The sequence below is a fragment of the Actinomadura meridiana genome, from assembly GCF_039537545.1.
GTDB lineage: Bacteria > Actinomycetota > Actinomycetes > Streptosporangiales > Streptosporangiaceae > Spirillospora > Spirillospora meridiana.
On record NZ_BAABAS010000004.1, the window covers coordinates 53,597 to 71,781 of the forward strand.

The 18,185-nt window shown below is 69.2% G+C and carries 21 protein-coding genes and 1 pseudogene; 13 read left to right on the forward strand and 9 right to left on the reverse strand.

Going from position 1 to position 18,185, the window contains the following annotated elements:
- Positions 1 to 28 precede the first annotated feature (28 nt).
- Together ABD808_RS03880 and ABD808_RS03885 are read right to left on the reverse strand one after the other, a co-directional pair.
- Positions 29 to 2,302, reverse strand: a complete 2,274-nt coding sequence (locus ABD808_RS03880; RefSeq protein ID WP_344889757.1) for an FHA domain-containing protein — start codon at positions 2,300 to 2,302, stop codon at positions 29 to 31.
- Entirely contained in the window at positions 2,299 to 4,116 is a 1,818-nt protein-coding gene (locus ABD808_RS03885; protein WP_344889760.1) for a protein kinase domain-containing protein, read from the reverse strand. Before ABD808_RS03885 ends, ABD808_RS03880 begins: the two co-directional genes overlap by 4 nt.
- A 257-nt stretch (positions 4,117 to 4,373) precedes the next feature.
- Here ABD808_RS03885 and ABD808_RS03890 point away from each other — a divergent pair, with 257 nt between their 5' ends.
- The 7 genes and pseudogenes from ABD808_RS03890 to ABD808_RS03920 all read left to right on the forward strand — a co-directional run bounded on the left by ABD808_RS03890 (position 4,374) and on the right by ABD808_RS03920 (position 8,793).
- The gene (locus ABD808_RS03890; RefSeq protein ID WP_344889765.1) at positions 4,374 to 5,423 is read left to right on the forward strand and encodes a FecCD family ABC transporter permease; all 1,050 of its coding nucleotides are present in this window, start codon (positions 4,374 to 4,376) and stop codon (positions 5,421 to 5,423) included.
- Positions 5,420 to 6,445: a FecCD family ABC transporter permease gene (locus tag ABD808_RS03895; protein WP_344889769.1), complete on the forward strand. Its 1,026-nt coding sequence runs from the start codon at positions 5,420 to 5,422 to the stop codon at positions 6,443 to 6,445. Before ABD808_RS03890 ends, ABD808_RS03895 begins: the two co-directional genes overlap by 4 nt.
- Before the next feature lie 41 nt (positions 6,446 to 6,486).
- A pseudogene (locus ABD808_RS38435) lies at positions 6,487 to 6,615 on the forward strand (oxidoreductase); the annotation flags it as partial.
- 214 nt (positions 6,616 to 6,829) lie between these two features.
- Entirely contained in the window at positions 6,830 to 7,006 is a 177-nt protein-coding gene (locus tag ABD808_RS03905; protein ID WP_344889778.1) for a hypothetical protein, read from the forward strand.
- Positions 6,991 to 7,293, forward strand: coding sequence for a hypothetical protein (locus ABD808_RS03910; protein ID WP_344889781.1), 303 nt, complete (start codon positions 6,991 to 6,993; stop codon positions 7,291 to 7,293). The genes ABD808_RS03905 and ABD808_RS03910 overlap by 16 nt, the downstream gene beginning before the upstream one ends.
- A complete protein-coding gene (locus tag ABD808_RS03915) occupies positions 7,290 to 8,375 on the forward strand; it encodes a glycerate kinase family protein (RefSeq protein WP_344889786.1) in 1,086 nt (361 codons plus the stop codon). The genes ABD808_RS03910 and ABD808_RS03915 overlap by 4 nt, the downstream gene beginning before the upstream one ends.
- Before the next feature lie 262 nt (positions 8,376 to 8,637).
- Positions 8,638 to 8,793, forward strand: coding sequence for a hypothetical protein (locus ABD808_RS03920; RefSeq protein WP_344889790.1), 156 nt, complete (start codon positions 8,638 to 8,640; stop codon positions 8,791 to 8,793).
- Positions 8,794 to 8,901: 108 nt separating this feature from the next.
- On the opposite strand, the gene ABD808_RS03925 is transcribed toward ABD808_RS03920, so the two are convergent.
- From ABD808_RS03925 to ABD808_RS03950, 6 genes are all read right to left on the reverse strand, one after another.
- The gene (locus tag ABD808_RS03925) at positions 8,902 to 9,180 is read right to left on the reverse strand and encodes a DUF397 domain-containing protein (RefSeq protein ID WP_344889794.1); all 279 of its coding nucleotides are present in this window, start codon (positions 9,178 to 9,180) and stop codon (positions 8,902 to 8,904) included.
- Complete coding sequence (locus ABD808_RS03930; protein ID WP_344889797.1) at positions 9,141 to 9,332, reverse strand: DUF397 domain-containing protein; 192 nt, start codon at positions 9,330 to 9,332, stop codon at positions 9,141 to 9,143. The genes ABD808_RS03925 and ABD808_RS03930 overlap by 40 nt, the downstream gene beginning before the upstream one ends.
- Positions 9,329 to 10,213, reverse strand: coding sequence for a helix-turn-helix domain-containing protein (locus ABD808_RS03935; RefSeq protein ID WP_344889801.1), 885 nt, complete (start codon positions 10,211 to 10,213; stop codon positions 9,329 to 9,331). The genes ABD808_RS03930 and ABD808_RS03935 overlap by 4 nt, the downstream gene beginning before the upstream one ends.
- A 284-nt stretch (positions 10,214 to 10,497) precedes the next feature.
- A complete protein-coding gene (locus ABD808_RS03940) occupies positions 10,498 to 11,091 on the reverse strand; it encodes a 3'-5' exonuclease family protein (protein WP_344889805.1) in 594 nt (197 codons plus the stop codon).
- 30 nt (positions 11,092 to 11,121) lie between these two features.
- Positions 11,122 to 11,508: a hypothetical protein gene (locus ABD808_RS03945; RefSeq protein WP_344889809.1), complete on the reverse strand. Its 387-nt coding sequence runs from the start codon at positions 11,506 to 11,508 to the stop codon at positions 11,122 to 11,124.
- Positions 11,509 to 11,639: 131 nt separating this feature from the next.
- Complete coding sequence (locus tag ABD808_RS03950) at positions 11,640 to 12,089, reverse strand: hypothetical protein (protein ID WP_344889813.1); 450 nt, start codon at positions 12,087 to 12,089, stop codon at positions 11,640 to 11,642.
- Positions 12,090 to 12,637: 548 nt separating this feature from the next.
- On the opposite strand from ABD808_RS03950, the gene ABD808_RS03955 reads away from it, so the two are divergent.
- The gene (locus ABD808_RS03955) at positions 12,638 to 12,967 is read left to right on the forward strand and encodes a hypothetical protein (RefSeq protein WP_344889816.1); all 330 of its coding nucleotides are present in this window, start codon (positions 12,638 to 12,640) and stop codon (positions 12,965 to 12,967) included.
- Positions 12,968 to 13,104: 137 nt separating this feature from the next.
- The gene (locus ABD808_RS03960; protein WP_344889820.1) at positions 13,105 to 13,593 is read left to right on the forward strand and encodes an ATP-binding protein; all 489 of its coding nucleotides are present in this window, start codon (positions 13,105 to 13,107) and stop codon (positions 13,591 to 13,593) included.
- Between the two features lie 10 nt (positions 13,594 to 13,603).
- On the opposite strand, the gene ABD808_RS03965 is transcribed toward ABD808_RS03960, so the two are convergent.
- Positions 13,604 to 14,494 carry an MBL fold metallo-hydrolase gene (locus ABD808_RS03965; protein WP_344889825.1) on the reverse strand — a complete coding sequence of 297 codons (891 nt, stop codon included), beginning with the start codon at positions 14,492 to 14,494 and terminating at the stop codon, positions 13,604 to 13,606.
- Between the two features lie 101 nt (positions 14,495 to 14,595).
- Between ABD808_RS03965 and ABD808_RS03970 the strand changes: the two genes are divergently transcribed.
- The 4 genes from ABD808_RS03970 (at position 14,596) to ABD808_RS03985 (ending at position 18,088) form a co-directional block, all read left to right on the forward strand.
- A complete protein-coding gene (locus ABD808_RS03970) occupies positions 14,596 to 15,456 on the forward strand; it encodes a LysR family transcriptional regulator (RefSeq protein ID WP_344889828.1) in 861 nt (286 codons plus the stop codon).
- A gap of 140 nt (positions 15,457 to 15,596) precedes the next feature.
- Entirely contained in the window at positions 15,597 to 16,595 is a 999-nt protein-coding gene (locus ABD808_RS03975; RefSeq protein ID WP_344889832.1) for an iron-siderophore ABC transporter substrate-binding protein, read from the forward strand.
- A gap of 25 nt (positions 16,596 to 16,620) precedes the next feature.
- Positions 16,621 to 17,889 carry a lysine N(6)-hydroxylase/L-ornithine N(5)-oxygenase family protein gene (locus ABD808_RS03980; RefSeq protein WP_344889837.1) on the forward strand — a complete coding sequence of 423 codons (1,269 nt, stop codon included), beginning with the start codon at positions 16,621 to 16,623 and terminating at the stop codon, positions 17,887 to 17,889.
- 1 nt (position 17,890) lies between these two features.
- A complete protein-coding gene (locus ABD808_RS03985; protein WP_344889841.1) occupies positions 17,891 to 18,088 on the forward strand; it encodes an MbtH family protein in 198 nt (65 codons plus the stop codon).
- Positions 18,089 to 18,185: the final 97 nt, after the last annotated feature.

The window sequence follows — 18,185 nt, forward strand, 5'->3', positions numbered from 1 at the left end:
CCAGCCCCCCGGCGCCGGGCGGGGCGGGTCACCGCCGGAGCCTGCGCAGGGTGAGGAACGCCGCGAGGCCGCCCTGCGCGGCGAGGGCGAGCAGGCAGAGCGTCCAGATGAAGGCCGAGTGCCGCCACAGCGGGTCCGGTGCGGCTGTGCCGCGTCCGAGGTCGACGGTCACCGCGAGCGCGGCGAGGCCCCACCGGGCGGGCAGCAGCACCGCCGCCCCGGCGGGCAGCGGCGCGGAGCCCAACGGGATCAGCCCGCCGCACAACGCCATCTGCACCGCCGTCACCAGCGTGACGCCCGGCAGTGCCCATTCGACGCCCGGGGCGCGCGCGGCGACGACGAGACCGAGCAGCGCGCACACCACGGCGGTCACGGCCAGCCCCACGACGATCTCCAGGGTCGCCGCGCCGAGCAGGACGGCGTCCGCCGGTCCGGGCCGCAGGGCGCGCAGCACCAGCACCGCGAGCACGGCCTGCGCGGCCGCCGCGCCGCCGAAGACCGCGACCTTGGCGAGCAGGTACGCCTCGGGCAGCAGCCCGGCGTCCCGTTCGTGCCCGTACAGCGGACGTTCCCGCGCCAGGTCCCGGGCCGCGGGCAGCGCCGCCGCGGCCGCGACGCCGAGCACCAGCACGACCAGGACGCGGCGGGCACCGTCGCCGGGCACGGCCAGCCCGGACGGGTCGGCGACCGCGACGGCGAGCAGCACCAGCAGCGGCGCGACCAGGACCAGCAGCGCCGCCTCGGTCGGGTCGGTGACCATCAGCCGGAGGCGGCGCCGCGCGAGCACCCCGGCGTCGCGCAGCACCCGGCGCCGGACGGCCGGGTCGCGGACCACCGGCGCGGCGGGCGCGGTCGGCGACTCCGGACGACCGCCCGCATGGGTATCCGCCCCGCCGCCCGTTCTCGCGCCTGCCAGGCCGGATCGGGCGGCGGCGACCGTGGCGAGGTCGTCGAACACGTCGGCCCAGGACGTGGACACGAACCGGCGCCGCAGCCCGGAGGGCGGCCCGAGATAGGACTCGGCCGCGCCGGGCGCCAGCACCAGGACCGAGTCGCACAGGTCGAGTTCGGCGGGCTCCCGGGTGGTGACCACCACCTGGCGTCCGGCGTCGGCGAGATGGCGCAGCAGCCGCATCATCTCGCGGGCGCGCCCCGGGTCGAGGCCCGCCAGCGGCTCGTCCACCAGCAGCAGCGACGGATCGGTGATCAGTTCGGCGGCGATGCCGAGGCGGCGGCGCCGGTCCTCGTCCAGGGCCGCCACCCGCAGGCCCGCCGCGTCCGTGAGGCCGGTCTGGGCGAGGACGCTCCGCACCGCCTCGGTTCGCTGGGCGGCGCCGATGTCGCGGGGGCGGCGCAGTTCCGCGGTGTAGGACAGCGCCCGTCCGACCGTCAGCCGCGCCGGGCACACGGGTTCGTGCGGCACGAGCGCGATCCTGGTGCGGACCTCGGCGTTGGCGTGCACGTCCTGGCTCTCGTAGCGGACGCGGCCCGCCGACGGCCGCAGCCGCCCGGCCAGCAGCCGCAGCAGCGTCGACTTGCCGCAGCCGGACGGGCCGACGACCGCCAGCAGCGAGCCACCGGCCAGCCGCAGGGTCAGCGTCGGCGCGAGCCGTCCCCCGGGCGCGGCCGGGAACACGGTGAGGCCGTCGGCCTCCAGCCCGGTGTCGGCGGTGCCGGGCAGGAAGTGCAGCCGGTCGGCGATCCGGACGAGCCGGGTCCGCCCGCAGGTCAGCACGTCGCCGTCGCGCAACGCCGCGCGGGTCGCGCAGTCGCCGTTGACGAACGTGAGGTTGGCGCTGCCGAGGTCCTGCACGACGTGCCCGCGCGCCCCGAGGACGATCCGCGCGTGCTTGCGGGAGACGAGCGGATCGTCCAGCACGACGGCGTTGCCCCGCCCGCGTCCGATCGTCAGGTGACGGCCCAGCGCCACCGGTTCGGGCAACGCGCCGGGGCCCGTCGTCGCCAGGCCGCCGGTGCTCCCGGGGAGGGCGGTCACCGCGACGAGCTCGACCACGGGCCCGTCCAGCGGGTCGCCGACGCGGACGGCGAGCCCCGCGCCGACCGGCCGCGCGCTGAGCGCGGTCTCCTCGTGCCAGGTGCCGTTCGCGGTGTCCAGGTCGCGGAGCACCCAGCCGTCGTCGAACGCCAGCTCCAGGTGGCGGCGGGAGACACGGGCGTCGGCGAGCACGATGTCGCATTCGGCGCCGCGGCCGACCAGCACCCTGTCGCCGGGACGGAACGCGCGGGTCGTCCCGGCGGCGGTCACGGTGAGCCGCCCCGGGCCGGTGCCCGGCTCGCTCACCCGCCCGGGACCGGGGCGGTCGGGTCCCCGGTGGGCGGCGGCGTGTACCCGGCGGCGGCGACGAGCTGGGCGTCGCCGAGCACGAGGGTGCCGCCCGCGCACTTCGAGGCGTCGCCGCCGCTGAACGTCCAGCGGATGCTGAGCCGCAGGACGCCGCGCACGTCCACGTCGAGGTCCTTGGCCTTTCCGAGCGTCACGGTGATCGCCTTCAGCTTGCGGGCGTCGCCGTAGAACTCGACGGTCACCTGCGTCTTGGCCGCCGCCGAGTTGTCGTCGACGCCCGCGAGGCCCTGGAGCAGCGTGTAGTGCTGCCCGAGGTCGTACTCGGCGCCGCCCGCCTCGCGACTGCACGGCGATCCCTCGACCCCGACCGCGTGCAGCTGGGCGTGTCCCGACAGCCGGTAGTTCGTCGCGTTGGTTCCGGTGATGACGTCGTCGCCCGAACTCGGCTCGATGTCGGCGAGGTACTGGATCGCCTGCTTGGACGAGATCGTCAGCGCGATCGTGGACGGCAGGTCGGAGCCCGGGCTGGGGTCCTGGGCGAGGACGACCCCGTCGGGCGAGCCGGGCGGCGCCTGCTCCCGGCGGATCTGCACGCCGACCGTCGGGGGCAGCAACGCCCGCGCCTCCTGCTCGGGCAGGCCGACGAGGGCGGGCACCTGGTTCGGGCCGTAGGAGGGCCGCGCCGTGGTCTGCCCCGGGCTGGGCGGCGGCGAGAACTCCCCGGTCGACGGCGCCGAGGTCGGCCCGGGGGAGGCGGCCCGTTTCGGATCGTCGGACCGTGTCGCGACGTAGGCGCCGCCCGCCATCGCGCAGGCCACGACGAGGCATCCGGCGGCGACCATGAGCGCGCGCCGCCGTCCCCGGCCGCGCCGCCGTCCGGTGTCGCCGGGCTGGTCGCCCGTGGCGCGGTGCGGGTTGCGCAGGGACATCTCGGTCGCGGCGTCGTGCGCGACGGGAACCGGTTCCGGCGGTTCGGCGAGGGTCGGCGCGGCGGGCAGCTGGTGCAGGTCGCGGGCCAGCGCCTCCAGCAGGATCGCCACCCGTCCCGCCGGACCGGGCCTGGCGTCGGGGTCCTTGGCGAGGAGCGCCTCGACCAGCTCCCACAGCGGGTCGGGGACGCCCGGCGGACGCCCCGGCATGCTGCCGCCGTGCCGTTTCAGTATGACCAGCGTGGATTTGTCGGCGAACGGAGTGACACCGCAGCACATCTCGTAAAGCATGATGCCGAGCGCGTAAAGGTCACCGGCGGGCGTCGGCGGCCGCCCATCGGCGACCTCGGGCGCGATATAGGGCGCGGTGCCGACCAGCATGGTGGACTTGCTGCCGGTCTGCTCGGCGATGCGGGCGATGCCGAAGTCGGTCAGCCGGACGGCGGGCGGGCTCCGATGGCCGTCCAGCAGGACGTTCTCGGGTTTCACGTCGCGGTGCACGACGCCCGCCTCGTGGATCGCGGCGAGGGCGGCGGCGGTCTCGGCCGCGATGGAACACGCGTCGCCGGGCCGCATCGCGCCGTGCTCGGCCAGCGGTTTGCGCAGGTCGGAGCCGGTCACCAGGTCCATCACGATCGCCAGCGTGTCGCCCTCGACGACGAGGTCGTGGACCCGGACCAGGTGCGGGTGGACGACGTCGGTGAGGATCGACCCTTCCTGGAGGAACCGGTTCACCGTCTCGCGGTCGCGGGCGAGCGTGTCGTGCAGGACCTTAAAGGCGAGCTTCTCCCCTTCGTGGGTGCGTCCGCGCCAGACCTCACCCGTGGCGCCGCGGCCGAGAACTTCTTCAAGGATGTATTTGCTGCCCAGGGGACGTTCCACCGGGGTCTCCTAGATGATCACAGGGAGGAGGGCGAAAAAGAGATCCGGCAATCCTCGCATCGCCCGGTATTTCGCGGGGCCGTTCGCTCTTCTCTCGAAGATCGAATGGCCGACTACGGCCATCGGGCGCTTTATTTAAGGCCCACATTTACGAATAAATCCGACAGGGTGCGGGTGAGAGGGTTGGACGGTGCGGGGGCGCTCGGTAGCCGAGGGCCGCACTTACCCGAAGAGTTAGCTTAGGCTAGCCTTATCTCGTGCTGTCCCCCGTGCGCAGGCGTCCGCCGCGAACCCCGGTGAAGGTGGGCGGTCGGCGCGGGGCGCACCTCGGGTGGCTGGTGCTGCTGACCGCCGTCCTCGCGCTCACCGTGGTGGCGAGCCTCGCGATCGGGGCCGGGGACGTCCCGCTCGGACGGGTCCTGCCCGGGGTGTTCTCCCCGGACGACGGGTCGCGGCCTGAACTGATCGTCCACGAGCTGCGGCTGCCGCGCACCCTCCTCGGCATCGCCGTCGGGATGGCGCTCGGCGTCGCCGGGGCCGTGATGCAGGCGCTCACCCGCAACCCGCTCGCCGAACCGGGCCTGCTCGGCGTGAACGGCGGCGCGGCCCTCGCCGTCGTCATCGTGATCGGCGCGTTCAGGACCGACGAGCCGCTCGTCTACGTGTGGGCCGCGTTCGTGGGCGCGGCGGGCGCGGCGATGCTCGTCTACATGATCGGCGGACGGGGCCGGGGCGGCGCGTCGCCCGCGCGGCTGGTGCTCGCCGGGGCCGCGGTCAACGCCGTCTTCTCCGCGCTCACGGCCGGGCTGATGCTGCTCAGCCCGAGCAGCTTCAACGGCTTCCGGTTCTGGCAGGTCGGCGGCCTCGGCGGGCGGGAGATGTCGGTCTTCGTCCGCATTTTGCCCTTTGTGTTGGCGGGAACGATCCTGGCGCTGCTGCTCGCCCGTCCGCTGAACGCCCTCGGCATGGGCGAGGACGCGGGCCGCGCGCTCGGTTCACGTCCCGGCCGGACGCGGGCCCTCGGGGCGCTCGCGGTCGTGCTGCTGTGCGGGTCCGCGACGGCGGCGGTGGGGCCGATCGCGTTCCTCGGGCTGGCGGTGCCGTTCATCGTCCGGATGCTCGTCGGGCCCGACCAGCGGCTCGTCCTGCCGTACTCGCTTCTGCTCGCGCCCGTCCTGCTGCTGGGAGCCGACATCATCGGCCGCGTCATCGCGCCCGGTGAGCTGGAGACGGGCATCGTCACGGCGTTCCTTGGCGCGCCACTGTTCGCGGTGATGGTCCGCCGGGGAAGGATGCGCGACCTGTGAGAGTGGTCCGCGCGGGCGCGCTGTCGCTGCGCTGGGAACCGCGGTCGGCGGCGGTGTGCGGGGTGCTGGCGCTCCTCGCCGCCGGGGCCGCCGTCCTCGTCGTCGGCTCCGGCGAGTACCCGATCTCCCCGACGGACGTGCTGCGCGCCCTCGTCGGGCAGGGCGACGCGGCCACCGAGTTCATCGTCACGACGCTGCGGCTCCCGCGCGCCGTCACCGGCCTGCTCGCCGGGCTGGCGCTCGGCCTCAGCGGCGCGATCTTCCAGAGCGTCTCCCGCAACCCGCTCGGCAGCCCCGACCTGATCGGCTTCACCACCGGGTCGGCGACGGGCGCGCTGCTCCAGATCCTGGTGTTCGGCGGCGGTGCGGTCGCGATCACCGTCAGCTCCGTCGCGGGCGCGGTGCTGACCGCCCTCGCGGTCTACCTGGTCGCGTACCGGCGCGGCGGCGGCGTGCACGGCGTCCGCCTCGTGCTGATCGGCGTCGCCGCCGCCGCGATGCTGGAGGCGCTGAACTCCTACCTCATCACCCGCGCCGAACTGCGCGAGGCGTACGAGGCCGCGTTCTGGCTGACCGGCAGCCTGAACGGCCGGGACTGGGACCAGGCCGTCCCGCTCGGGATCGCCCTCGCCGTGCTCGTCCCGCTGGCGCTGCTCCTCGCCCGCCCGCTCGGCATGGGCGAACTCGGTGACGAGGCCGCGCAGGCGCTCGGCGTGCCCGTCCAGCGGACCCGCGCGCTGGTCGTCGTCGCCGGGGTCGGTCTGGTCGCGGCGGTGACGGCGGCGTGCGGGCCCGTCCCGTTCGTCGCGCTCGCCGCCCCCCAGCTCGCCCGGCGTCTGACCCGGCGTCCCGGCGCGCAGCTGCTGCCCGCCGCCCTGACCGGCGCCGCCCTCCTGGCCACCGCCGACCTCATCTCCCTCCACCTCCCGGTGGTGATGCCGGTCGGCGTCGTCACCGGCGTCCTGGGCGGCGCCTACCTGGCCTGGCTCCTCGCGACCAGCTCCCGCAAGGGCACGACCTGACCGCCCTCCGCAAGGCCGGGCTGGTCGCGCTCGCCAAGTCGATCTCCCGCGAGTTCGGGCAGCGCGGCATCCACGCCAACAGCGTCGCGCCCGGCGTCACCAACACCGACATGGGCCGGACGGTCATGGAGGGCGAGGTCGGCCGCAAGCGCATGGCCGAACTGCCGCTCGGCCGGTTCGGCGAGCCCGAGGAGGTCGCCGACTGCGTCGTGTTCCTGCTGTCGGACGCGCTTGATCGGCCTCGCCCGCGCCAAGGAACTGATCCTGCTCGGCGAGCCGGGAGACCGTGTTCGCGACCGACGACGTCCTGGAGGGCGCGGCGGCCTTCCTCGCCAAGCGCCCGGACCGCTTCACCGGCCGATGACCACGCGACAGGAGAAGACCATGCGCACAGTCGCCCTCTTCGGCAACCCCCTGCGCCGCCGACACTCGCCGGTCATGCACAACGCCGCCTTCGAGGCCGCGGGCGTCGACATCCGGTACGAGTTGCGCGAGGTCGACGAGGCCGGGCTCGCCGAGCAGGTCACCGAGGCGCGCCGCGACCGGTGGACGGGCTTTTAGATCTGTTCGTCAACGCCACCTCGGTCGGCATCCTGTCCCCGGGCCCGGTTGTCGACGTGGACCTCCTCGCCCCGTCCGCCGCCGTGTTCGACGTCGTCTACATCTCGGCGGAGACCGGACTCGTGCGGCGCGCTCGCGCGCGCGGGATGCGGGCGTCCAACGTCGATGGGATGCTGGTCGCGCAGGCCGCCGCCGCGTGGTGCCGGTGGACGGGCCTGCCCGATCCGAGCGACACCATACGGCGGGCCGTCGCCCCGCTGCTCGCGGAGGGAGACACCCGACCGTGACGCCGCGGGTGGTACTGGCGCCCGACTCGTTCAAGTCGACGCTCTCGGCCGCGCGCGCCGCCGAGGCAATGGCCGACGGCTTCGGCCGCGTTCTGCCCGACGTGATCCTCGAACGCCTACCCCAGGCCGACGGCGGCGAGGGGACACTAGACACGGTCCTGGCCGTGCTCCCAGAAGCGTCAATCCACACCACCACGGTGACGCTGCCATCCGGCCCGCACACAGCAAGATGGCTCATGCTCGACGACAACACAGCGGTGGTGGAACTCGCGGAATGCTGCGGGCTACCCCTCGTCGGTACCAACGACCCGGCCGGAGCCGACAGCGCCCCGCTCGGCACCGTCCTCCGCGCCGCCTGCCTGGCGTCCGCACGCCGGATCGTCGTCGGCATAGGAGGCTCGGCCTCCACCGACGGCGGCGCCGGCTGCCTACGCGCCCTAGGCCTCCGCATAACAGACCGCCAAGGCCGCGACGCTCCACCCGGCGGCGCAGGCCTAACAACCGTGACCACCGCCGACACCACGACCCTCCTGGCACCCCCACCAGACGGCGTCCTGGTCCTGTGCGACGTCGAAGCCCCCCTCTACGGCCCACGCGGCGCCGCCACCGTCTTCGCCCCGCAAAAGGGCGCCGACCCCAACCTGGTACGGACCCTCGACAAAGCCCTACGCCACTGGGCGAACGTACTGGGCGGCACCCCGGACGCTCCCGGCGCAGGCGCAGCAGGCGGAATCGGCTACGCCCTCTCAAACGCCTGGAACGCGGAAATGACCTCCGGCGCCCAATACCTCTCCGACCTGAGCGGCCTACCAAACCGCATCCCCGGCGCATCCCTAGTCGTCACAGGCGAAGGCCGCCACGACGCCCAGTCCTACACCGGCAAGGTCACAGGCCACATCGTCCGCCTAGCGAGAGAACACAACGTCCCCACCGCAGTAATCGCCGGAACCGTGACGGTAGAGCGCCGCGACACAACAATGATCAGCCTCTCCGACCTAGCAGGCTCAGAACAAAACGCGATGGACCACCCCGAACACCACCTCCGCCACGCCGCCGAACAACTAGCGTCCACCCTGCGCTAACGCCCTCACGGCAAAAGCATCTTCCTCAGCCCAGCAAAGACTTCCACCCGCCGCACCCGCACGCCCGACAAGGGACCGGCCCGAAAGCGCTCCACCTAGCCCCGACCCGCACCGCCCTGACCACGAACCTGTCCCGCAGCTAATCCCAGCGGCCCGACCCAGCTAACACCAGCCGAACCCGCCAACCAGTGAGATAGCCGGCACTCTCCGCCCGCGGACTGGTTAACGCAGCGGCCCGAGGTGCCGTAGGTGCGGCAGTGGCATGGAGAGGGTGCCCGGCCTTCGGGCAGAGCCCGCCGATGCGTACACCACGTACCTGGAGTCCAAGCAGCGTGAGCACGGGATTTCGGACGACGACCTCAAGAACTGGCGTCCCGAAACGCCCAAGCGCGACGTCCGCAAGAAGACGGCGTCCTGATCCGCCGATACTTGAATGTGGAGCCGCCGCAGGCCGCCTACATGTCTACAGCGGCTATCTCCCGCGAGGGTTTTACGGATGGTCTGAGAGATGCCGCTCAATGTCGCATTATGAACGCGACCGGATGGTTCTGAGAAACGCGGCCCATTCCGTTCGAGTGAATTCAAGAACCGTGCTATTGGTGTGGAGCGTTGAATCGCGAACACCGATGGTGGTGGCCGCGACCCGTCCTACCTCCACGCAATTGCCGCCGGTTTCGCTGTGGCGAGACTTGCGCCAATGAGCACACTGTTTGTTCATCAGGTCACCTACCTGACCCACGGAGTGGGCTGGACACCTGTGGCATGCTACGAGCTTGCTCGGACGGCTGCGAGGAGCGCAGCCCATTCGGTGCGGGTGAACTCTAGGATCGGGCTCTTTCCGTGGAGCGTGGAGTCGCGGACACCGACGGTCGCGGATGTGGACCGACCTACCTCCACACAGTTCCCCCCTGCTTCGCTGTAGCTGGATACACGCCAACCTGCGAACATCTTGATCATCCACCTGCTCCAGTCGCCGTACGCGCTAGCCGTTCCGCAGCCTCGGTGAGGCACTTGAAGCTGTCTTCTGAGGATAGAACAGCCTTGCTCAGAAGTTGGTATCTCATTACATGCTGCGTGACTTCCCGAGTGCCGGTGCGCGGCAGATCATCGCTGGATGTCTCGATCATGACCATCGCAGGGTCGGCGGGATCCGGGAAGGTGTGGAGGGAGAACGCCGCTTGAGGGATGGGGATGCGTTCGATGTATGCATCGACCGGCAGAATGTGGAGGTTGAGGTTCGGGAAGGATGTCGTGAGGTCGGTGATGTATCGGACCTGAGCTGCCATGACGTCTACCGGAACGTTGACTCGCCGAAGGACGACCTCATCGAGGATGACGGTATAGGTCGGCCCTCCTTGGCGGAGGACAGCTTCTTGTCGGCGTTGCCGTGCCTTCGTCATCTTGCTGGGTTCGAAGCTCAGCGGTCCCTCCACGCGCTTAACCTCGGCCATGGCGGAGCTGAAATCCGGTGTCTGGAGTAGGCCCGGGATCGTGGTGTCGTTGTACTCACGGATCGTGTCGGCGCCTGACTCGATGTCTGCGTAGAGCCGCTGTCGCGGCCCCATGGACTCGCCATAGGCGTCCCACCATCCCTTCTTGGAGGCCGCTGTGGCGAGACGGACGATGCGCGACCACTGATCCTCGGGCATTCCCAACGCGTCGAGAATCCTGACGACGTCGCCGACATCCGGGCGGCCGTTGGCGTTCTCGAGTCGGCTGATCTTCGTGCGTGAGTAGTGGATGAGCTTGGCGAGTTCGTCCGCCATCAGCCCGCGATCTTCGCGGAGCGCACGGAGTTCGGCTGCGAGCCGTAGGCGTTGTATGTACGGGCTGCTCATGTCGACCCCCGGGGAGCTGGAGCGTGTTCGTCTCGCTACCCTGTGTACCCTCCCGGTGACGGGTCGCGGGGTAAAACCAGCAGATTGGCAGGTCGAAAACGGTAACACTTCTATGTCGAACAGAACCGTATAGGTCTGCACAATTGATCCCGCGCAAACGGCCCCCATCAGGCGCACCAGCTCGCCTGTCCGATCCACCAGGGGGACGTCCTGCCAGCGGGTTCTTCTGCGGTGACCAACCTGGTCCGGGCCGGTCAGTGGTGGATCGAAACGGGTGGTCATCCCTATTTGGGTGGTCCGGTCCAGCGGACGAGGTTGTGGAAGAGTTCGGCCTGCTCGATCGCGTCGTCCAGGGCGTTGTGGGTGTGCGGCCGGTCTGACAGGAGGTCGGCGGGCATCTGTCGCTTGGTCGAGCGGGTCACCATGGCGTTGGCCTTGGTGGCGTACAAGCTCTTGAGGTCAAGGTGCCGGGAGTGGCCGAACGGAGATCCGTCGTCGGCGAAGCGCATCCAGTACCAGTACAGGAACATCCAGTCGAAGCCGAGCGGGTACGCCACCAGCACGGACGACGCATTCGCCGTCGCGGCCACCTCGGCCACCCAGGCTGCGGCAGCGTTCATCGCCTCTGCCGGATCGCGACCCTCGACAACGAGGCGGTCACGTTCTAGACCACTGACCGCCAGCGCCTCAGGGATGAAGTCGTCACTGATCGGCTTCAGCTCCGCATAGAACGTCTCCTTGGACGGATCGACGGGCGCGAACACGTCCCCGTCAAACGTCCCGCAAGCCGACATCCCGAAACTCAACATGGAATACGGCCCAGGAATCGGCCCATCAGCCTCAACATCAACTGAAAAATACGCCTCACGCTTAGCCATCTACGCGTCCCTCGTGACTTCTCAAAACGGTCACTTCTCCGGCTGGCTGTTCTTGCAAGAGGTCCAGTGGTTGGCGAGTTCGACGGAGTCCTTGATGAATTCCTCCGCCTCCGCCTCGTCTAGCTCCATGTCGACGTAAAGAGCTATCAGCAGGCTGATTTCTTCGCGTATCAGGAGTTGTTGACTCACGCCGAACGGTGGATCCTCGCTGAAGGTTTCGTCACCTACTGCATATCGAAGAAGATTCTCGGCAACCTTGGGATTTAGTTTGTTTGCGTTGTCGCCAAGGTGACGGCGAAGATCGGCGACGTATCGGATCAGTTGGGAAACGCTGTAGGTGGGCGAGAACCTGCGTTGTGCGGCTTTCGTGAACGCAGCAGAGTATAGCTGCAAGTGTCCATTGTTGGAGTCGCTCATCTCGCTCAGATGTCGCTCTACCCAGACTTCGTGATCTTCGTTCAGAAAAGTACGCAAGGATGCGACGTAGGAGTCATCAAGTGTGAAGTTAATGTCGCAAATCCTTTCGGAACAGCCTTCGGGCTAGTAGGTCAATGCAGGTGCTCATCCGCCTCGGCGCGTGCCTTCGTCAGAAAATTATCGAGTCGGGCTTCGTCAAGGTCGGCGTCGTTGCTCAATGCGGCTAGCAAGAGAAGCTTTGTGCCGAGAAGGGCATCGCCACCAACGTCGTCGCTTATGGTTCCTTTGCCGATTGCGTGCATGATGACCTGCTCGGCGACGTTCGGATCAAGCTGGTCGGCTACGGTTGGGTAGGCCGATCGTTGATAGGCGATGAATTCTATGATATCAGGCAGTTCTGCTACGTTGTTTGGAGGTGCGAATTTTTGGTCCACGGCTTCGAAAAAGGCGGCTGTGACCAAGGTGAAGAAGCCTCCCTGCTCCTCTTCCGTCTTCAATGAATCTAGTAGGCGTTCATACGCGTCCATATCACCCACGAGCATGGCGCGCAGTGTGGCGACGGCGCTGTCGTTTACTTTCATGTTCGCTCCCGTCAAGACTGCTTATGTTTTCGCAATGTGTTCGAGATGAATCCGATCACCACAGTCGCGATGATGACCGCGCCGCTCACGGCGTCGGTCGAATTTGCATTATTTACGTGAGGTTGAGGTGATTTGTCGCTGGTCCCAGTTTCTGCGCGGCCAGTTGGCGGCGTCTTTGACTTGAGTTCTTTAAGTCCGCTGGTGAACTTTTTGGCGCCCTCGACAGACGTGTTGGCTCTTTCGTATTTTTCCCAGCGGGTCGTCTTGGATTCCTCGGGATCTGGATTTCGGTCGGCTGGGTCTTCTTCGGGTGGGCGGAGCTCGGTGCGTCCGGGAGTTCCGTCTCTGGGGACGTCGGGTAGTTCGCGGTATTTGTTCGTTTCATCGTTGGTGGCCGGTGTTTCTGGTTGGGTCTCGGCATTCCTATCACGGGGTTCGACCTGGGTGCCGGGCGTTCTGTCTTCGACGCTGTAGACGGGGGTGGACCAGCGAGTGGTGCCGTCGTCGGGCTTGGGCGGCCAGTTGGGGTTGGGGGTTGATGCGTCGGTTTGCGGTGCTGGCTCGGACGTGTCGGGCTGGTCTTCGGTGGGCGGGGGCTGTTCGTCCGCTACCTCGTCGCCGTGGCCGCGTTGCTCGTCCCGGGGCTGGGGAGTCTGCTCGGTTGCGGTCTCCTGGTCGGGTTCGCGGTCGGCGGTGTTGGACGGCTGTTCCTCGTGCCCTGGGAGTGTGGGGTTCTCTCGCTCCTGTGGGGCCTCGGTGTCCTTGGCTTGTTCGGGCTTGGCCTGCGGTTCTTCTGGCTCGTGGTCGGCCTTACCAGACTCGGTGTCGGGTTCCTGTTCGGTGTCGGCGAGTTGCCGTGTTTCGCTGGAGTCCTCTGATTCGGTTCTACTTCGGTGTGTTCGGGATTTGGGTGTCCGGTCGATTCGACGTTCGGCTGTCGGGCGTGCCTATCGGTGGGCTGACATGCGGTTTCTCCGATGTGGGTGGCTGGATGCCGTAACGATGAACACGCACGATGACGACCCGGCCACCAGGTGGTGAGGAAACTGATGTCATACCCGATGCCGCTCATGTCCGTCCCGGCGACGTGCAGCGTTGGCGGCGCTCCTTTCCCGGCGAACCCGTTCAGGCTCGTACGGTCCGGCGCTTCGCCGCGATGCTGCTGGACGGCTTTCCGCTCCTCGATGACGTCCTTCTCGCCGTCGACGAGTTGATCGCGAACGCGCTGCGGCATACGAAGTCCGGGCAGCCTGGCGGTGTGTTCGCGGTTGAGGTCGTTCGCTGGGACAGCATGGTCACCGTCGCGGTGACCGACGAGGGCGGGCCCTGCGAACCCGTCGCGTCCGAGGCCGCCGGTGACGCCGAGTGCGGGCGTGGCCTGCGGACGGTGTCTCTCATGGCCGCCGGGTGGGGCTGGTTCGGCAACGACCGGTCTCGCACCGTGACGGCGGTGTTCGGCTTGCCTGTGACTCGGTTGGTTGCTGGGGTGCCCGCTTCTTCGTGAGGTCGCGGGTTTACGGGGTTGGGTGTTCGGAGCAGAGGCAGGAGATGCCCTTTTCGATCCACTCTTGGGCTGTCCAGGTGGGGTATTGGGTGATGAGTAGGGCGGAGACTTCTTCGATTATTGTTTCCTCGCTCATTGCGGAGTCGCGGCGTTTCCAGGTTTCGTCGCGGAGGGTGTGGAGGTAGTCGCGGACGTCGGTGAGGAGGTTGGTGTCGCCGATGTCGCCGTGGCCTGGGACTACCGTGCGTGGGGCTGTTTCGGCCAGGTTTTGCATGACCGTCAGCCAGCGGGTGCCGGAGACGTCGGTGTCGTGGGGTGGGAACCAGGGGAAGATGGCGAACTGGCCCGTCTCTACCAGGTCGCCGGTGAAGAGGACGTCGGCGTCCGGGACCCTGATGACCTGGTCGCCCTTGCTGTGGGCGCGGCCGGTCGCGCGTAGGTGGACGACCCGTCCGCCCAGGTCCAGGTCGTGGGTGTGGTCGTAGGTCAGGTCGGGTTCTGGGACGACCGTGTTCTCTAGGCGGCGGGCTACTGGGGCGCCTAGGGCCTTGAACATTTCCAGGTAGGCGGGGCCTTTTGTTTTCAGGTCGTCGGCCTGGGCCTGGTTGATGAGGAAGGTCGCCTGCTCGGCGAAGGTGTGTGCGCCGAAGGCGTGTTCGGGGTGGAAGTGTGTGGTGGTCAGGTAGAGCTGGCGGCCTTTGGCGTATTCGGTTGCGAAATCCAGGACGGTTTTCGCGTTGCTCGGGCCCAGTCCGGTTTCTACGACGAGGACGGAGTGGGTCCCGCCGATGATGCCTACGTTCGGGACCAGTGGCACGTTGTTGTTCGGGATCACCAGGAGGTCGCGTGCCAGCTCCTCCGTGTTCGTGACCTGGATTTCGGGGTCGTGCTCAACCATCATGGGCTCTCCTCTGGGTCGTGTTCCAAGTTCACTTGGGGAGGGCCGCCGGTGTCCAAGTCCTGTTCTGTGGGGGCGATACCGTGCGGGTATCGTCGGTTGCGATGGATCTGCGGGAGTTGCGCTATTTCGTGGCGGTCGCCGAGGAACTGCACTTCGGTCGGGCCGCGGCGCGGCTTCACATGACGCAGCCGCCGCTGAGCCGGGCGATCCGGCGGCTTGAGAACGACCTCGGGTACGTCCTGCTGGACCGGTCGCCCGGTGGGGTCGCGCTCACGGCGGCGGGCAGCGCGCTCTACGACGAGGCGCGGAGCCTCCTCGCGCAGGCGGGGGAGGTGCGGGCGCGGGTCGCGGTCGCGGCGGGGTCGGCCGTGTTGACGGTCGGGACGCTCGGCGACAGCGCGGGGGAGGGCGGGACCAGGATGGCCGCCGCCTACCGGGAACGGCATCCCGGTGTTCAGGTGCGCGTAAGGGAGGCCGACTTCACCGACCCGACCACGGGGCTGCGCGCCGGTCTCGTGGACGTCGCCCTCACCCGGACTCCGTTCGACGACACGGGCATCGGCACACGGGTGCTGCGCTCCGATCCTGTTGGGGTGCTTCTGCGCGGCGATGACCCGCTCGCCGGTCGTGACGCGCTGACGTCGGATGAGCTGGCGGGACGCCGGTGGTTCCGGTTGCCGGACGGCGCCGACCCGATCTGGCGCGCCTACTGGGGCAGCCCCACGGGGGACGAGGACGGGCCGGTCGTGCGAACCGTCCACGAATGTGTCCAGGCGGTTCTCTGGAACGGCACCGTCGGGTTGACGACGCTCACCCATCGGCTTCCCGAGGGGCTCACGGCGGTTCCGCTTGTGGACAAGCCCCCGAGCGACCTCGTGGTCGCCTGGTCGGGGTCGCGGCCTGGGCCGCTGGTCAGGTCGTTCGTGCGGATCGCCGAGGACGTCCACCGGTCCGCGGCCTGATCCCGGTCACGCGGAGACGGGCTCATCACGTCCGGCCATTGCGGAGTTAGGTGAGCCTAACCTAAGATCACGGTCGTTGCCCCGGAACCCGTGAGACCCCGGAAGGAACCCGGACCCCTATGCGCACCATTATGCGGCGAGTGGCCGTCACCGCCGCGCTCGTCCTGAGCCTGGGCGCGGCCGCCGCGTGCGGCGACGACGACCCGGCGGGCGGCGCCTCGGACGGCGGAGCCGCGTCCGGGGCCTTCCCCGTCACGGTCACCCACAAGCTCGGCACCGCCAAGATCAAGTCGGCGCCGAAGCGGATCGTCGCGCTCGGCGAGGTCGACCAGGACGCGCTGCTCGCCCTCGGCGTGACGCCCGTCGGGATGGTCGAGCTGACCGGCGTGCAGCCCGACGGGCTCGCGCCCTGGAGCGCGCCCAAGCTGACCGGCGCGAAGCCGAAGCTGCTCAAGACCGGCGACGCCGGGTTCAACCTGGAGGAGGTCGCGGCGCTGCGCCCCGACCTGATCCTCGCGGCCGGGGACTACGCCATCGACAAGGAGTACGACAAGCTCTCCAAGCTGGCGCCGACCGTCGCCTACCAGACCGGGCCCGCCGAGGACGCCTGGCAGCAGATCACCCTCCAGGTCGCCAAGGCCGTCGGCCGCGAGGCCGACGGGCGCGCCCTGGTGGGCAAGGTCGACACCGCGCTGGCCGCGGTGAAGACCCAGCACCCCGAGCTGGTCGGGAAGACGTTCGCGCTCACCAGCATCTTCCCGAACGGGAACATCGGCGTGATGAAGTCCGAGACCGACATCAGCGTCAAACTGTTCAAGCAGTTCGGAATGGTGCTGCCCCCGACCGTGGCGAAGCTGCCCGGCGACGGCTTCGCCGCACAGTTGAGCATGGAGAAGGTCTCCGTCCTGGACGTGGACGTCCTGCTCAGCTACTACAACGACGACCCGGCCGCGCAGAAGAAGTTCGAGGGCAACAAGCTCGTCAAGGACCTCGCCGTCGTCAGGCGCGGGTCGTACATCCCGCTCGACCTGAAGTGGTTCTGGCCGCTGCGCACGCCGACGTCGCTGTCGGTCCAGTACGTCATCGACCAGATCGTCCCGAAGATCGCCAAGGCGGCGACCGCGGCGAAGCCCGCCTGAGGCACGACTGTTCCCGGAGGAACGCATGCAGACCCCCGTCCATGACGTGGTGGGCATCGGGTTCGGCCCGTCCAACCTGGCGCTCGCCGTCGCGCTCGACGAGGAGGGCGACGCGGGCACGGACGCGGTGTTCTTCGAGAAGCAGCCCGCGTTCGGCTGGCACCGCGGCATGCTCATCGACGGCGCCACCATGCAGGTCCACTTTCTCAAGGACCTGGTGACGCTGCGGAACCCCGCGAGCCCGTACTCGTTCCTGGCGTACCTGCACGCCAAGGGACGGCTCGTCGACTTCGTCAACCACAAGACGATGTTCCCGACGCGGATGGAGTTCCACGACTACCTCGAATGGACGGCCGCCGCGTTCGCCGACAGGGTCCGCTACGGCTCCGAGGTGGTCGCGCTGCGCCCGCACGACGACGACCTGCTCGAAGTCGTCGTGCGGCGCGACGACGAGTTGGAGACGCACCTGACCCGCAACGCGGTGATCGGCGCCGGGCTGGAACCCGTCCTGCCGGACGGCGTGCGGCCCGGCGGGCGGATCTGGCACACCGAGGACCTGCTCACCCGCCTGGACGAACGGCCCGGCTGGCACCCCAAGCGGCTCGTGGTGGTCGGGGCGGGGCAGAGCGCCGCCGAGGCCGTCGAGTACCTGCACCGGACGTTCGCCGACGCCGAGGTGTGCGCGGTGTTCACCCGGTACGGGTACTCGCCCGCCGACGACAGCTCGTTCGCCAACCGCATCTTCGACCCGGCGGCCGTCGACCACTACTACGCGGCCCCCGACGACGTGAAGCGGATGCTGTTCGAGTACTCGCGCAACACCAACTACTCCGTCGTCGACCTCGACCTCATCGACGAGCTGTACCGGCGGGCCTACGCCGAGAAGGTCTCGGGCACCGAACGGCTCCGCATCCTCAACGTGTCCCGGGTCCTGGACGTCCGAGAGGAGCCCGGGGGAGTGCGGGCGCGGGTGCTCTTCATGCCGACCGGCGAGGCGACCGACCTGGACGCCGACGCCCTCGTCTACGCCACCGGCTACCGCGAGCGCGACCCGTTCGACCTGCTCGGCGAGGCCGGTACGCACTGCCGCACGGGCCCGGACGGGCATCCCGTCATGGAGCGCGACTACCGCATCGCGACCGGGCCCGGCCCCCGCTGGAGCGTCTACCTGCAAGGCGCCACCGAACACAGCCACGGCATCGCGTCGTCCCTGCTGTCCATGACGGCGGTGCGCACCGGGGAGATCGTGCGCTCCATCGCCCGCCGTCCCGCTCCCGTCGCCCAGGAGGCCTGACATGTCCAACCCGTTCGACGACCCCGACGGCACGTTCCTCGTCCTGGTCAACGACGAGGGCCAGCACTCGCTGTGGCCCGTGTTCGCCGACGTGCCCGCGGGCTGGACGACCGCCTTCGGGCCCGCCGCGAAGACCGACTGCCTGACCTATGTCAACGAGAACTGGACCGACCTGCGCCCGCGCAGCCTCACCACCTGACCCGTCCCGCCTCACCGCCTGTGCCGTCCCGCCGCATCACCTGAGCCGCCGCGCCGCACCGCCGCTTCACTGGGACATTGTGTGACAAAGCACAATG

What these genes read in the sequence shown, in the direction of transcription:
- ABD808_RS03935 (WP_344889801.1), bottom strand. Translation starts at nt 10,213, where the DNA reads ATGAGCAGCCCGTACATACAACGCCTACGGCTCGCAGCCGAACTCCGT.
- ABD808_RS03940 (WP_344889805.1), bottom strand. Translation starts at nt 11,091, where the DNA reads ATGGCTAAGCGTGAGGCGTATTTTTCAGTTGATGTTGAGGCTGATGGG.
- ABD808_RS03945 (WP_344889809.1), bottom strand. Translation starts at nt 11,508, where the DNA reads ATGAGCGACTCCAACAATGGACACTTGCAGCTATACTCTGCTGCGTTC.
- ABD808_RS03965 (WP_344889825.1), bottom strand. Translation starts at nt 14,494, where the DNA reads ATGATGGTTGAGCACGACCCCGAAATCCAGGTCACGAACACGGAGGAG.
- ABD808_RS03950 (WP_344889813.1), bottom strand. Translation starts at nt 12,089, where the DNA reads ATGAAAGTAAACGACAGCGCCGTCGCCACACTGCGCGCCATGCTCGTG.
- ABD808_RS03905 (WP_344889778.1), top strand. Translation starts at nt 6,830, where the DNA reads ATGCGCACAGTCGCCCTCTTCGGCAACCCCCTGCGCCGCCGACACTCG.
- ABD808_RS03970 (WP_344889828.1), top strand. Translation starts at nt 14,596, where the DNA reads ATGGATCTGCGGGAGTTGCGCTATTTCGTGGCGGTCGCCGAGGAACTG.
- ABD808_RS03960 (WP_344889820.1), top strand. Translation starts at nt 13,105, where the DNA reads ATGACGACCCGGCCACCAGGTGGTGAGGAAACTGATGTCATACCCGAT.
- ABD808_RS03925 (WP_344889794.1), bottom strand. Translation starts at nt 9,180, where the DNA reads ATGGGCTGCGCTCCTCGCAGCCGTCCGAGCAAGCTCGTAGCATGCCAC.
- ABD808_RS03980 (WP_344889837.1), top strand. Translation starts at nt 16,621, where the DNA reads ATGCAGACCCCCGTCCATGACGTGGTGGGCATCGGGTTCGGCCCGTCC.
- ABD808_RS03920 (WP_344889790.1), top strand. Translation starts at nt 8,638, where the DNA reads ATGGAGAGGGTGCCCGGCCTTCGGGCAGAGCCCGCCGATGCGTACACC.
- ABD808_RS03985 (WP_344889841.1), top strand. Translation starts at nt 17,891, where the DNA reads ATGTCCAACCCGTTCGACGACCCCGACGGCACGTTCCTCGTCCTGGTC.
- ABD808_RS03930 (WP_344889797.1), bottom strand. Translation starts at nt 9,332, where the DNA reads ATGATCAAGATGTTCGCAGGTTGGCGTGTATCCAGCTACAGCGAAGCA.